Raw genomic sequence first — 14,183 nt, forward strand, 5'->3', positions numbered from 1 at the left:
CAGTCCATTTTGGGATTTTTTTTGATTTGGCGATTAATCAGATCGCAAAAATTGGACTGAGTTCCCTCCAAGTGATCTACTATTTTGAAAGCTTATTTAACGGGTATGCGTTTAAATCAATTAGTTCATATTCGAATAAAAGATATTGATTTTGAAGAAAATGCCATTTTCTTACGAAGCGAAAGTAGTAAAAACCATTGTGAATACCAAGTAGCCTTATTAAGCCCGCTGAAACCATTATTGCAAAATTTGCTAAATGAAATGATATTAAGAGGGGCTACGCCTAATGATATATTTTTCAATGTACATCGACTATCAGATAGAGAAGTAGATAGAGAAAAAATGATTGATAGCCAACCTATGAAATCATTTTTTCGGCGTTTCTCTACGGAATGTGGCTTTCCAGTTAGCCCACACCGTTTTCGTCATACGTTAGCAACCACATTAATGCGTAGTCCTGAACGTAACATGCATTTGACAAAGAATGTGTTGGGGCATCGAAGTTTGTCTTCTACGATGGAGTATATAGGCCAAGATATCCATAATACTTTGCACATGCTAGAAAATGAATTATCTACTTACTTAAGTATGGGGTTAGGTGGGGAACATAAACGCTTGACTGTGATGAGGTAGGCAGAAAAATTAAAAAAAATTTACATAGAGTTGACGAATCGCTCAACTCTATGTATAAAAACAAACGAGAAGAAGAGCACCTCATGCAACAGGTACTCTTCTTTGGAACTTACATTCAACCATGCGTTCAACTACCAACTAAGCATGATTGGAATCCAGTTTCCAGAAATTTTACTGCTCGTTGAGTTTCTCGCTTTCAACGTTCAGGCTAGGAAATTTGGTGCCCGGAGGCGGAATCGAACCACCGACACGGGGATTTTCAATCCCCTGCTCTACCGACTGAGCTATCCGGGCTAACGGGGCGCATTAAACCGTATTCAGCCTAATCCGTCAAACACTTTCTGCATAAATTTATTTATGTGCTTTTAATTCACACAATAAGCTATAAATCTAAACAAAATGAAGAGGGGATCGCCTCTCCATCTGTTATTTCTCTGCGCTTAGCTAATTGGTTACCAACTATCTGCGATAGCTTTTCTGTGCATTGTTCACTTTTATCAAATAACGACGTGATTCAGCAGCAGGGTGTTTATTGGTCAGGGTTGCATAAATATCACCAGGTTCCATTGAGTTGATGATTTGAACCGCTTTCTTTTTATCATTGGAAAATACGCGTAATACACTGCCTGCACCGCCATTGTAAGCCGTGATAACAGCATATCGACGTGAAGTTGCGTTTTTGATTTCCCCTAAGTATGCATTTTGCAATATTGATAGGTAAGCGGTGCCGGCATCAATGTTGTTCTCAGGATCGAAGAGATAATTACGGCTAGGCTGGCCTGATTTTCCTTGCATCTTGAAAACATCTCGTCCAGCGGTGTGTTGCATTACTTGCATAAGCCCCAGGGCATCAGAGCGGCTGACGGCATAAGGGTTAAAACTGGATTCAGTTTGCATGATGGCAAGGATGAGAGATTCATCAACTCCATATTTTATGGATGCTTTGCGAACAATAGGAAGATATTTATGGGCGCGTTTATCCAGATGGTTAGGAACCAACTGTATAGTGACTGACCAAATGATGTGTAATCCCGATTGACGTTTTTGCAATTTATTCTGGATCAGATAATTGGCAAAATGACGTGCGCGCCATTCCCAGCGAATAGGTTCACCAGTGTTATCCAGAACTTGTCCATATAGAAAGGGTTCTTTGCTGATCTGGATATCGTTGGCGTCGGAATAAAGATCAATCGTTCCAGGGTCATCTCCCATCAGCAAGGTCGTAACAATCGCTTTGCGTAAATGTTCAGCGGGTTCAATTGGGGAAATGGTTTCAATCGTAATGTTTCCCGTCTCAAAATTGATATGGCTGCGGGTTTTATATTGATCTGTATATTTAACGTAATCTTTTGGGCCTGCGATTAATACTTCCTGCAAACCCCAAATATTTTCAATATCGTGGGCAAATTGCCCCATCAAAATATCGAATCCATTGGTGTCTTTTATATATTCTTCATTATATTCACCGTCTTTTTTGCCAGAACAGGAAATTAGAAGTGGAACAAGGAGGATCAAGGCCAGCAGTCTTTTCATTTTACAATGCCGTTGGATATTAATGCTGTTGGATATTGAGGGTTCGTCTATGATTAGAGCCACACAAAATGGCTCCTATTATGCCAATCTATACGAATAGCGTAGTAATATTATTGTTCCGGAGGTGTATAACCGTCGATTTTAATATCATGTCCTTCAAACAGGAATTTTACCATCTCTTGTTCAAGCAGTTTGCGATCTTCTGGATTCATGGTATTGAGTTTTTTTTCATTAATCAGCATGGTTTGTTTGCTCATCCATTGTTGCCAGGCTTCTTTTGAAATTTCATTGAAAATACGCTTGCCTAATTCCCCTGGATAGAGCTGAAAATCTTGACCTTCCGCTTCTCGTTGTAAAAAAGTGCAAAAAATAGTTCTGCTCATAATTAATCCTCAAAATAGTGGGCAGCTTAACCCAATTGTTGCAAAAGGTACTCAACGGGAGCTGCCAATCCAATAGTTGCCGGCTGACGTAAGTTATACCAAAGTCCCTTACTTTCATCCATGCAGGAATCAAAAGTTAAAATATCGATTTTAATAGGAACGATATCTAAATGAAAATGGCTGAATGTATGGCGAAATGCTGTCAGTTGTTCAAGTTTGCTGTGAGAGATGCCTGAGTTTTTCAGCCATTGTTCCAGTGATACTTGATCAGTAAATTGCGGGAAAGCAAACAATCCCCCCCAAATACCAGAAAGTGGGCGCTGCTCCAGCCAAACCATATCGCCATGTTGCATTAATAAAAAGTAGGCTGTTTTTTCAGGAATACTTTGTTTAGGTTTTTTTCCCGGATAGTTTGCCCAACTATGATTGGCGTAAGCGATACAGCCCGTATTCAATGGACAAATCTCACATTTTGGTTTGCTGCGGGTGCAGACCATAGCGCCCAAGTCCATCATCGCCTGATTAAAATATTCGACACCTTGCTTGGGAGTTACGCGCGTGCTGATATCCCATAACTGATTTTCAACCTCTTTTTTGCCCGGCCAGCCCTCAACAGTGTAGCAGCGAGCTAAAACCCGCTTCACGTTACCATCAAGGATAGGGAAATGCTTGCCTTGGGACAGTGAGAGAATGGCTCCAGCCGTTGAACGCCCGACACCGGGCAGGGCAACAACATCATCAAAGGTTGTCGGAAATTTACCCTTGTGTAATGTCTCAATCTGTTGTGCGGCTTTATGTAAGTTACGGGCACGTGCGTAATATCCCAGGCCAGTCCACAAATGCAGAACTTCGTCCAAAGGGGCTGCGGCCAAAGAGGTAACATCGGGAAAACGTGCAATAAATTTTTGGAAATAAGGAATGACTGTTGCAACTTGAGTTTGTTGCAGCATCACCTCTGAAAGCCAGACGTGATAGGATGTTTTTTCTAACTGCCACGGCAGGGTTTTGCGGCCGTAGCGGTGATACCACTCAAGTACCACTTGTGAAAATTGCTCAGCTTCCATCATTAGAATAATTGTCTTGATATCTGGTAATTGTTTTGTGAGCGGGATTGCAACATAGTGTAACCGCAGTGTAAACCCGAACTTTGTTTCGAAGCATTACGCAACATAGCATTAAAGTTGTGCTTATGGACACTGAACTTGATAAACTCAGCCATCTTTGCATAATTGCGCTCTCTTTGGGCAATCCTGCGGTACATAAAGTCCCAGACGCCTGAAAAAAAATGTCTTTAGAAACTGACAAAAAGTACCATGATAAATAATGTAATTTCACCGGAATATGATGAAAATGGCAGGGCGTTGCGCCGTGTCCGCAGTTTTGTGCGTCGGCAGGGGCGGTTAACGAGTCGCCAGCAACAAGCACTTGATAATGTGTGGCCAAAGATGGGAGTGGACTATCAGACAGAATTGTCCAATATGGAAGAGATCTTTGGACGCGAAGCACCTGTTGTGTTGGAAATCGGTTTTGGTATGGGCGCATCATTGGTCACAATGGCAAGCGAAAATCCAGAGAGAAACTTTTTGGGAATCGAAGTTCATGCACCGGGCGTTGGGGCTTGTTTGGCATCCGCAGAAGATGAAAATCTCAGTAACCTGCGAGTGATGTGCCATGACGCTATTGAAGTATTAAACAACATGATCCCCGATCAGAGTTTGGCAATGGTTCAACTTTTCTTCCCTGACCCGTGGCATAAAGCGCGCCATAACAAGCGTAGAATTGTGCAGCCTGAATTCGCCCAATTAATTAAAAGTAAGCTGAAAATCGGTGGTGTCTTCCATATGGCGACCGACTGGCAGCCATATGCAGAGCATATGCTGGAGGTGATGAGTTCAGCCGAAGGGTATCACAACTTATCGGAAAATGGTGATTATGTGCCACGTCCTAAGTCGCGCCCGGTCACAAAATTTGAGACACGTGGTCAGCGGTTAGGTCATGGTGTATGGGATCTAATGTTTGAGAGGGTAAAATAATGGCTAAAAACCGTAGTCGTCGTCTGCGTAAAAAATTGCGTATTGACGAGTTTCAGGAGTTGGGTTTTTCAGTAAAGTGGAATTTTCCGGCAGATACCTCCGTTGAGGTTGTCGATAGCACAGTTGATGCCTTGATTGAAGAACTGATCGAGCCAAATGGTCTTGCTCTGGATGCCAGCGGTTATTTGCAATGGGAAGGTATTGTCTGCCTGCAAAAAATTGGCAAATGTACGGAAGAACATCGCCAATTGATTGAGCGTTGGTTGAAAGATCGCGGTATGGAAGACGTTATCACATCAGAATTGTTTGATGTGTGGTGGGATTGATTCGCTGTTGCATAAGAAAAAGCGTATTACGTAAAAATAGCGCTATATGCAGGGGCTCATTAGGAGCCCCTGTTTGTCTGGAGAAAAAGTGGTGAAGGTAAGGTTCTCTAATTCGTTGTTGGCAGATATTCTAGAAGAAGTACGCCCTTTGATTGGTAAAGGAAGAGTAGCAGATTACATTCCTGCTTTGGCGGAAGTTCCGGCAAACAATTTGGCGATGGCCATTTGTACTGTCGATGGGCAGGTTTTTAAAGCGGGAGATGCAGAAAAACGCTTCTCTATCCAATCCATTTCTAAGGTGTTGAGCCTGACATTGGCGATGACACGTTATAAGGAAGAGGATATCTGGCAACGGGTGGGGACAGAACCTTCAGGGCAGCCGTTTAACTCATTGGTACAGTTGGAGCTGGAAAAGGGAATTCCCCGTAATCCTTTTATTAATGCGGGCGCATTAATCATTTGCGATATGCTGCAATCTCGTTTGAGTGCACCTAAACATCGAATGCTGGAGTTTGTCCGTAGCCTCACAGGGCACAAAAGTATTTGTTATGACGATATCGTTGCCCGTTCAGAAATGGAACATTCCAGCCGCAATGCCGCTATAGCTTACCTGATGAAATCATTCGATAATTTTGAGAATGATGTCATTACCGTTCTGCAAACATACTTCCAATACTGCGCCCTGAAAATGAATTGTGTTGAATTGGCACAGTGTTTTATTTATTTAGCCAACCAAGGACGTATGATTGGTTCCGGCCAACAAATTTTGAGCCTTCGACAAACTCGCCAGATTAATGCGCTGATGTTGACATGTGGTATGTACGATGGTTCTGGCGAGTTTGCTTTCAGGATTGGTATGCCAGGGAAATCAGGTGTCGGTGGTGGCATTATCTGCGTGGTTCCGGGAGAATTCACTGCTGCGGTATGGTCGCCTGAACTGGATAAATCGGGTAACTCATTAGCAGGTTGTGCAGCACTGGAAAAATTAGCAGGACGTATTGGACGCTCTATCTTTTAATCTGTCTGAGTTTAACCTTAAAAATCAGGAGAATGTATGCTACGCAGGATCACGATTGCTGCATCATTATTATTTACGTCTCAATTCGTTGTCACTCAGGCACAGGCGAATTCTGAATGTCATGCGACACTTAATGATGACATTATTGTCACGCCAAATTCTGTCCAGATTACCGGTGCGAGTGGAAACCTAAAAATATTGCCTGATGGCTCCATAACCAGAGAGGGTAAGGCGTTATCGCTAAGTACGGAGCAACGTAGCAAAGCCCAGCAATATCAACAGACGCTCCGCCAGGATTTGCCTTGGGTTAAGAAAGAAGCGCTAAATCATTTGACGAATGCACGCCAGTCACTGGACAAAGTGGTGGTCGAAACAATAGGCAAAGAAAGTCATATTCGTACCCGTTTATCTCAATTGGAATCTGGTCTCATTAAACAGATTGATAGAGTGATTGAAACCCGTACTAATGGTTTTGCTTTTAATGCCAAGGCAGTCAAACAGGTAGAACCTGAAGGCCGAAAACTCATCGAACAGAGCCTTGGTGGTATTTTGCAGGATAGTATTAACGAAATGAGCCGTAAAAATAGTGAGCAAAATGGTGACGGTAAGCAGATGTTATTATCTCTTCTTGGTGGGTTAGGCGGTATGCAAAATGGTTTTGATGCAGAATGGAAAAAGCAGGAACAAGAGTTGAAGCGCTTGAAAGCGGAAGTATGTAGCAAAGCCAGTCAATTAGAACAACAGCGCACTAGTCTTATGGATGCTATTAAGTAAAAATAGGCTGCCTCCCATTGAAGCAAATAAGAATCAATATGAAATTGATTCTTATTTTGTTGACATATTAACGTTGCTACCTAGAATGCAAGTCAGCTCTTATTAATAGACTTAATTTAGGTGTAACTAATGAAAAAAATCTTGCCAATTGTTATTGCATCACTGCTTTCTGTTACCAGTTACTCTGCATTCAGCCAATCGCCAGAATTATTTATGCCAAATTCTGTAACCGCTCAGTCTGGTGATTATGCCACGGTAAAACATCTTTCCGGCGAAACCCAGGTTAAAAAGAATCCCAAACGGGTGGTTTTATTCGATTTCGGTACTTACGATTCAATGGCGAAACTGGGATTGTCTGATCGCGTGGTTGCTTTACCTATCGATAACTTGCCTGATTATGTGCGTAATAGTGTACCTGCAACTATGCACAATGCCGGAGGAATGAAAGAGCCGAACTTGGAAAAATTGGCGGAAATAAAACCAGATTTGATTGTCATTACCGGACGTCAGGGGGCTTTTTATGATCGCCTGTCACAAATAGCGCCTACCATTAATTTAAGCACGGACAATAAAAACTACCTGCCATCCGTTGATAATAATCTTAAATTATTAGGTGAGTTATTTAATAAGCAAGGTGATGTTAAAACTCAATCGGCTCATTTAGAAAAAACGATTGCATCCGCTCAGGAAAAAGCAAAAGCAGCAAACAGTAAGGTATTGGTATTACTGCATAATGCAGGTGAGTTATATCCCAATAATCAAGCTATCGTTTACAACGTCATCAAAGCGTCTCGTGCAGTATTGCCAGCTAAATCAGACAAAGATAAAAGCCGCACTGTGACAGCGGAGATGATTGCGCAAGCAAACCCTGATGTGATTTTTATTATCGACCGTAGTGAAGCAATTGGTGCAGGTAAGTTGGACAAAGATCAATTTGAAAGTGATCAAGTCAAATCAACTAATGCCTATAAAAACGATAAGATAGTGTACTTGCAGTCTGACCTTTGGTACTTGTCTGGTGGTGGTTTAGACAGTATGGCGCGACAAGTAAATGCAGTGGCTGATGCCTTGTAATTTCTTAATATTGTAATTTCGCAAAATTAAAATTCCTTTTTTCTGCCTTTACCCTGAGATCTGAATAGTGAGATTTCGGGGTAATTCTATTCTCTATTTATCGCCGCAACTCACTTATTATTCCTAAATTGAAACAATCAAGCAAAATGATGGTTTGGCCTTGCGGTACAGAAAATCTACGTTAGGATATTTCAAAAGGCATCCAATGGGGGACATAAGCATGATTATTAGTTCAACTGAATTTAAGAATAATGATTTCTTGAAAAAAGAGCATGAATTTAATCAATTTGATGGCAATGGTGATAACCGTTCCCCCGAACTTGCCTGGGCGGACGCACCAGCCGGAACCAAAAGTTTTGCAATTACTGTCTATGATCCTGATGCACCAACGGGTAGTGGCTTCTGGCACTGGGTCGCTTTTGATATTCCCGTTGTAACACAGTCCTTACCTGCCAATGCAGGGCAAAGTGGCGGTAGCAAATTACCAACCGGTACAATTCAGAGCAGAAATGATTATGGCCTGTTTGGTTTCGGTGGTCCCTGCCCACCCGTGGGCGATAAAGCCCATCGTTATATTTTCACTGTACATGCCTTATCGGTAGAGAAACTGGGAATTGATGCTGAAACAACAAATGCCGTTGCGCGTTTTATGATCCAGGCCAATACCTTGGCAACAGCTTCTATTACCAGCTACTACCAGCGTTAACCGATTAATAATTCTTCCGTTTCCAGTAAGGGGTATCAATATGAGCAGCAAAAAAATTCAATGGAACTATGGGTTACAGCCGGAAGCGGTAGAAATCCTCGCTAATGACGGAGGCATGATCGTCTGCCCAACCAAAGTTGGCTACATTATCATGACATCTGATGCGCAAGGTCTGGAGCGCAAATTTGAGGCTAAGCAGCGTAATCGTAACAAGCCAGGTGTTGTTTTATGTGGTTCTTTGGAACAATTGAAAGAGTTGGCTCAGCTTAACGCGGAAATTGAAGAACTTTATCAAAGACATTGGGATGAAGACGTACTGTTAGGTTGTATCTTGCCGTGGAAAGAAGAAGCAATAGCCCGTATTCCAGATGATGGTTCTAAAGAACTGATGATGGATCAACGTGGTACGAGCTGTTTCGTCATTAAATTTGGCAAACCCGGTGAAATTCTGGCAAAAGAACTGTGGGAAAAATATGGCAAGTTCTCTTTTGCCAGCTCAGCTAACCCATCAGGTCAGGGCAATCGCGGGTTGGTTGAATGTATCGGTGAGCGGATAGAAGAGCGGGCTGATTTGATTATCTGCGCTAATGACTATGTCAAATCTATTCAGCCAAATGAAACTGAGCAAACTCGTTATGAACAAGGTGTGATGGTTTCAATGGTCAATGAAAATGGTCAATTAGTTCCATTGCAACAGGGGCAACGCGATATTACCCCATGTCCGGTATTAATCCGCAAAGGGTTGGATGTACATAAAATCATGGCGATAATGTCCGACATTTTCACTACCTGGGATTACCGTCACGGCAATTACTATTAATTATTGTTGATTAAGAGTAATGGCTATTGATACCTCTGGCAGATAATATCTTTGGCGGGTATTGTTGTACCCGCATTGATAGCTGTAGTTACGCTTTTTTTCCTTTCTCCAAATCTTGTCTTAGCCTGCGTTGCAAAGAGCTGGCAAACTGTTGTACACGCGAAGATAGTGTATTTTCGGATTTAAACAGTATCCACGCCTGATAAATATCCATGTTCCATTCTGGGAGAAGCCGGACTAATTTCCTTTCTGCCACGGCTTCATGGGTAACATAATCGGGGAGATAGGCAATACCAGCCCCTGACAGGGCGGAACTCATTAACGCCACACTGTTATTGATGCGAAATCGGCTGCGCACTTCAATATCCAGCTTATTTCTTTCCTTACGGAATGGCAGGGAAATAGTATGCGCAGGGCCACGAAATAGCAGATAATCGTAACGAGGAAGATCTTCGGGTTTCTCGATTGGCGCTAATTGATTTATATAGTCTGGGGTTGCGTAAAGTCCCCAGGTGATATCAATTAAAGGCATAACCAGTGGATATTGTGGTGTTTCACGCCCTATGATGATCGCAATATCGCACTGGTCTTCTTCCATATTAATTGTTCTGTCGGTCAGTTCCAAATCAACACTGATATGAATATTTCCGGCGATAAAGTGATTCAGGGCAGGAACAATACATTGGCTGCCAAAGGATACTGGCGCAATCAAGCGTAAACTTCCCATCGGTTCTTCATGGAAATTACGTATAAAATGTTCAGCATGTTGGGCTTCGGTGAGGATCCGATGGCAGTATTGGTAATAACTCATCCCGACTTCTGTTACTTGAATTTTACGTGTCGTGCGGTTGAGTAATTGGGTGCCTAATCTTACTTCTAATTGTGCAATCTCGCGGCTGACAGAAGACTTGGATAGCCTTAACGATCTTGCTGCTTCGGTAAAACTCAGCGTCTCTACGACACGGGCAAAGACCACCATTGAGGTAAGATTCTCAATATTATTCATGCAATAACCTGATGATTTACTCGTAGGAACCAGCCTATAACATATCACATATCCTATAGTGATATGTCAGATTCAATGGGTAAGAATTTCCCATTTTGTGGACAACTGTCCCATAATGGAAACAGTGAACCATATGATGGTATTTCCCTACGTTAAAGAGTCGTAATCTTGTTAGGATGACACTCTATTGAGTCTGTTTTTATCTTTCGGAGGGCAATGTGAGATGAGCCAAACTATTACACAAAAAATTCTTGCACGGGCAAGTGGGCGTGCACAAGTCACTCCGGGTGAAGTGGTTTGGGCGAAAGTGGATATTCTGATGTCTCACGACCCCTGTACGCCAGGTGTAGCCAGCGTATTTAAAAAGGAGTTTGGGCAAGAGGCAAAGATATGGGATCCTGAACGCTTTATTTTAATTCCAGACCATTTTGTCTATTCGGCTGACTCACAAGCTAACCAGAATATTCGGGTGATGCGTGAATTTGCCGCTGAACAGAACATAAAATATTTTTATGATGTTGGGACGCCCAATTATAAAGGTGTGTGCCATATAGGCCTTGCCGAGGGAGGACATATTCGTCCGGGTGAAGTGTTACTGGGCACAGATTCTCATACTGTGACCGCAGGTGCTTTTGGTGCATTTGCCATTGGGTTAGGGATTACTGACGCAGCTTATGCATTGGGTACGGGAGAAATTCCCCTTAAAGTACCAACAACCATTCGGGTCAATTTTACCGGAATCAAGCCAGCCCATGTTTTGGCTAAAGATATGATTTTATCTGTATTATCAGAATTAACTGTCGATGGTGCGACCTATCAGGCGATAGAGTTTGGGGGTAACGTTATTGATGAGTTATCGGTAGAAGAGCGCATGACGATTTGCAATATGGTCGTTGAGTGTGGGGCTAAAAACGGCATTATGGTTCCCAATCAGGCAACCCTGGATTATTTGGCAGAAAGAAATAATCTCCCGTTTGAAATTGTCTACCCTGATGAAGATGCTCAATATAGCCGTGTGTTAAATATTGATGTTTCCACGATGCAACCAAAAATTGCCAAACCCCATTCTCCCGATAATGTTGTTTCCATTGATCAGGTAGCCAATGTCGCCATTTCTCAGGCATATATTGGTTCTTGTACGGGGGGTAAGCTGGAGGATTTTGTTGCGGCAGCCCGCGTTATCAAAGGGCATAAAGTGACAATTCCAACTTTTGCAGTACCTGCAACAAAAGAAGTTTTCCATCGGACGATTACCACCCAAATTGATGGCGTTTCTGTCTACCAAATTTTAAGCGATGCGGGAGTGAAACTTTCTTCTGAATCAGGGTGTGCCGCTTGTTGTGGTGGCCCGCCTGACACATTTGGCCGCGTCAATGATCCAATATCAGTCATATCCACCACCAATCGCAATTTTGTCGGCAGAATGGGGCATAAACGTGCCAATATTTATCTTGCTTCCCCTTATTCTGTTGCCGCGGCGGCTATTACTGGTCAAATAACAAATCCTGAGGAGTTTTTATGAGTGAGTTAAAGGAAAATATCATTCGGGGTGAGGTTTATGTATTGACCGATAATATTGATACTGACCAGATTCTTTCAGCCGAATATCTCAAGGTCAATCCTTCCACTCCTGAAGGATATGCTCAACTGGCTTCGCTGGCGATGTGCGGATTACCGGAAGGTTCACTGCCTTTTATTGATGAAAGCAAGGGAAAAGCGAAATATCCGATTATTGTCGCAGGACAAAATTTTGGCTGTGGATCTTCGCGTGAACATGCTGTGGCAGCCTTAGGTGCTTCAGGAGTGAAAGCGGTGCTTGCTCAATCTTATGCCCGTATATTCTTTCGAAATTGTGTCTCAACCGGACAGTTATTGCCCGTTGCCGCCCAGGAGCGCTTGTGTGACAAATTAGTCACGGGAGACAGTATTGAGATTGATATTGAAAACCAGACCGTCATTCTGCTGAAAGATGGGGAAAAATATCGCACTGATCCGATTGGTGAACTTGCCAATATCGTATCTGCTGGTGGGCTATTTTCTTACGCCCGTGCTTCAGGCCGAATTAAATAATATGAAAAAACTGCACCCTGAATTTTAAGGTGCAGTTTTTTTCCTAAAGAAACAGCTCCAGTAAGGAATTCAGGAACAGTTTTCCGTGCCTGGTGATTTGCCAGTGTGTATCGCTTTCAGTGATATAGCCTTTCGCCAATGCCTCGTCAATTTGTGGACGAATGACATTTTCCGGCAATCCGGTGAAATCACTGAAATCCTGGCGTGGCATTGATTCCAGCAAGCGGAAACGGTTCATGAAAAATTCAAATGGGCGATCTTCATTATCCACCTGATTTTGTTGATCCAAATAACGCCCTTGCATATAACCGCGTGGATGTTTGGTTTTCACGGTACGGAGAATACGGCCATCTGCAAATGAAATCTTGCCATGTGCGCCGCAACCAATCCCCAAATAATCACCGAAACGCCAGTAATTGAGATTATGCTGGCATTGATAACCGGGTTTGGCATAGGCCGAAGTTTCATATTGTTGATAACCCGCTTCTGTCAGTAATTGATGGCCTTGGGAAAAAATATCCCATAATGCATCATCATCCGGTAAGACCGGAGGGCGAGAGCCAAAACTGGTATTGGGCTCAATTGTTAGTTGATACCAGGACAGGTGGGGGGGCGATAACTCGATAGCCTGACGTAAATCATTCAATGCTTCATTGAGTGTTTGGTTAGGCAGGCCATGCATCAAATCCAGATTGAAACTGCGTAACCCAAGCCGGTCAGCCAATTTTGCTGCCCGTTTGGCCTCTTCTGGACCGTGGATACGCCCTAAACGGATAAGTTTATCTGAACCAAAACTTTGTATGCCGATGGAAATGCGATTGATTCCCGCTTGCTGATAAGCACTGAAACGATCGGCTTCAACGGTTCCTGGGTTGGCCTCCATCGTAATCTCTGCTTGCGGAGAGAGTGGCAGTGAGGCCCTGACGCCATCAAGCAATCGTTGCATCCCTTCAGCGCTTAACAGGCTGGGCGTTCCGCCACCGATAAAAATCGTTGATACCTCACGATCACCAATCATTGGCCGATCCGCATGCAAATCTGCCAATAGATGATCAACATATTCCTGATGCGGTACATCCCCTTTTAAGGCATGTGAATTAAAGTCACAATAAGGGCATTTCTGCACGCACCACGGAATATGAATATAAAGACTCAGAGGTGGTAATTTAAGCATTACGCATGGCTTCCAATAACATTGCTAATGCTTTCCCACGGTGTGAAACGGCATTTTTTTGCTCACGAGTGAGCTCGGCGGCTGTACAGTTAAATTCAGGGGCATAAAAAACGGGATCATAACCAAAACCGCCTTTTCCAGCCGGTTCACGGATAATCATGCCTGACCAGCGACCGTGAAATACCAGAGGGGTGGGGTCTTCTGCATGGCGTAAGAAGACCAGTACACAATTGAATTGAGCCTGACGCTGTTCATCAGGGATATCGCGCATGACTTGCAATAACTTTTCCAGATTTTCCTGATCAGAGGCATCACTGCCGGCATAGCGAGCGGAATAAATGCCTGGTGCGCCACCTAATGCATCAACCGATAATCCTGAATCATCGGCAATCGCAGGGAAACCCGTCACTGCTGCGGCATGGCGGGCTTTGATGATTGCGTTTTCAATAAAAGTAAGACCTGTTTCATCGGCTGAATCCACACCTAATTCGGTCTGAGCCACGATATCTAAGCCAAAATCAGCTAATAAATCAGCCAATTCACGTACCTTACCTGCATTTCCCGTGGCGAGAACAACTTTTTGCATTGCCATTTATTTTATTAACCTATATATCCAACTAATCTACGTATCTA

The 14,183-nt window shown here is 43.1% G+C and carries 16 protein-coding genes and 1 tRNA gene; 10 read left to right on the forward strand and 7 right to left on the reverse strand.

The window, feature by feature from the left end; translation table 11 throughout:
- Nucleotides 1–84 precede the first annotated feature (84 nt).
- A complete protein-coding gene (locus Xedl_RS10080; RefSeq protein WP_244149692.1) occupies nucleotides 85–633 on the forward strand; it encodes a site-specific integrase in 549 nt (182 codons plus the stop codon).
- A gap of 218 nt (nucleotides 634–851) precedes the next feature.
- Here Xedl_RS10080 and Xedl_RS10085 read toward each other — a convergent pair.
- The 4 genes from Xedl_RS10085 to mutY all read right to left on the reverse strand — a co-directional run bounded on the left by Xedl_RS10085 (nucleotide 852) and on the right by mutY (nucleotide 3,616).
- Nucleotides 852–927, reverse strand: a tRNA-Phe gene (locus tag Xedl_RS10085).
- A 165-nt stretch (nucleotides 928–1,092) separates the two neighbouring features.
- On the reverse strand, nucleotides 1,093–2,166 hold the full coding sequence (gene mltC / locus Xedl_RS10090) for a membrane-bound lytic murein transglycosylase MltC (protein WP_074023583.1): 1,074 nt from the start codon (nucleotides 2,164–2,166) through the stop codon (nucleotides 1,093–1,095).
- Between the two features lie 110 nt (nucleotides 2,167–2,276).
- On the reverse strand, nucleotides 2,277–2,549 hold the full coding sequence (locus tag Xedl_RS10095) for an oxidative damage protection protein (RefSeq protein WP_047770725.1): 273 nt from the start codon (nucleotides 2,547–2,549) through the stop codon (nucleotides 2,277–2,279).
- Nucleotides 2,550–2,575: 26 nt separating this feature from the next.
- Entirely contained in the window at nucleotides 2,576–3,616 is a 1,041-nt protein-coding gene (gene mutY, locus Xedl_RS10100; protein ID WP_074023584.1) for an A/G-specific adenine glycosylase, read from the reverse strand.
- 246 nt (nucleotides 3,617–3,862) lie between these two features.
- Between mutY and trmB the strand changes: the two genes are divergently transcribed.
- The 7 genes from trmB to Xedl_RS10135 all read left to right on the forward strand — a co-directional run bounded on the left by trmB (nucleotide 3,863) and on the right by Xedl_RS10135 (nucleotide 9,300).
- Nucleotides 3,863–4,582, forward strand: a complete 720-nt coding sequence (trmB, locus tag Xedl_RS10105; RefSeq protein ID WP_074023585.1) for a tRNA (guanosine(46)-N7)-methyltransferase TrmB — start codon at nucleotides 3,863–3,865, stop codon at nucleotides 4,580–4,582.
- Nucleotides 4,582–4,908 carry a YggL family protein gene (locus tag Xedl_RS10110; RefSeq protein WP_074023586.1) on the forward strand — a complete coding sequence of 109 codons (327 nt, stop codon included), beginning with the start codon at nucleotides 4,582–4,584 and terminating at the stop codon, nucleotides 4,906–4,908. The genes trmB and Xedl_RS10110 overlap by 1 nt, the downstream gene beginning before the upstream one ends.
- Nucleotides 4,909–4,999: 91 nt before the next feature.
- Entirely contained in the window at nucleotides 5,000–5,926 is a 927-nt protein-coding gene (glsB, locus tag Xedl_RS10115) for a glutaminase B (protein WP_422645888.1), read from the forward strand.
- A gap of 36 nt (nucleotides 5,927–5,962) precedes the next feature.
- Nucleotides 5,963–6,700: a DUF2884 family protein gene (locus Xedl_RS10120; RefSeq protein ID WP_074023588.1), complete on the forward strand. Its 738-nt coding sequence runs from the start codon at nucleotides 5,963–5,965 to the stop codon at nucleotides 6,698–6,700.
- Nucleotides 6,701–6,829: 129 nt separating this feature from the next.
- Entirely contained in the window at nucleotides 6,830–7,774 is a 945-nt protein-coding gene (locus Xedl_RS10125) for a siderophore ABC transporter substrate-binding protein (RefSeq protein WP_074023589.1), read from the forward strand.
- Nucleotides 7,775–7,994: 220 nt separating this feature from the next.
- On the forward strand, nucleotides 7,995–8,480 hold the full coding sequence (locus Xedl_RS10130; protein ID WP_143187416.1) for a YbhB/YbcL family Raf kinase inhibitor-like protein: 486 nt from the start codon (nucleotides 7,995–7,997) through the stop codon (nucleotides 8,478–8,480).
- Nucleotides 8,481–8,520: 40 nt separating this feature from the next.
- On the forward strand, nucleotides 8,521–9,300 hold the full coding sequence (locus Xedl_RS10135; protein ID WP_074023591.1) for an L-threonylcarbamoyladenylate synthase: 780 nt from the start codon (nucleotides 8,521–8,523) through the stop codon (nucleotides 9,298–9,300).
- An 88-nt stretch (nucleotides 9,301–9,388) separates the two neighbouring features.
- Here the strand turns inward: Xedl_RS10135 and Xedl_RS10140 are convergent, their stop codons facing one another.
- A complete protein-coding gene (locus tag Xedl_RS10140) occupies nucleotides 9,389–10,306 on the reverse strand; it encodes a LysR family transcriptional regulator (RefSeq protein WP_074023592.1) in 918 nt (305 codons plus the stop codon).
- A 223-nt stretch (nucleotides 10,307–10,529) separates the two neighbouring features.
- Between Xedl_RS10140 and Xedl_RS10145 the strand changes: the two genes are divergently transcribed.
- Entirely contained in the window at nucleotides 10,530–11,828 is a 1,299-nt protein-coding gene (locus tag Xedl_RS10145) for a 3-isopropylmalate dehydratase large subunit (protein ID WP_074023593.1), read from the forward strand.
- On the forward strand, nucleotides 11,825–12,376 hold the full coding sequence (locus Xedl_RS10150; protein ID WP_074023594.1) for a LeuD/DmdB family oxidoreductase small subunit: 552 nt from the start codon (nucleotides 11,825–11,827) through the stop codon (nucleotides 12,374–12,376). The genes Xedl_RS10145 and Xedl_RS10150 overlap by 4 nt, the downstream gene beginning before the upstream one ends.
- Before the next feature lie 43 nt (nucleotides 12,377–12,419).
- Here Xedl_RS10150 and hemW read toward each other — a convergent pair whose 3' ends face one another.
- Entirely contained in the window at nucleotides 12,420–13,550 is a 1,131-nt protein-coding gene (gene hemW / locus Xedl_RS10155) for a radical SAM family heme chaperone HemW (protein WP_074023595.1), read from the reverse strand.
- Nucleotides 13,543–14,136: an XTP/dITP diphosphatase gene (locus Xedl_RS10160; protein WP_074023663.1), complete on the reverse strand. Its 594-nt coding sequence runs from the start codon at nucleotides 14,134–14,136 to the stop codon at nucleotides 13,543–13,545. Before Xedl_RS10160 ends, hemW begins: the two co-directional genes overlap by 8 nt.
- Between the last annotated feature and the right edge of the window lie 47 nt (nucleotides 14,137–14,183).

The sequence above is a fragment of the Xenorhabdus eapokensis genome (assembly GCF_001908105.1).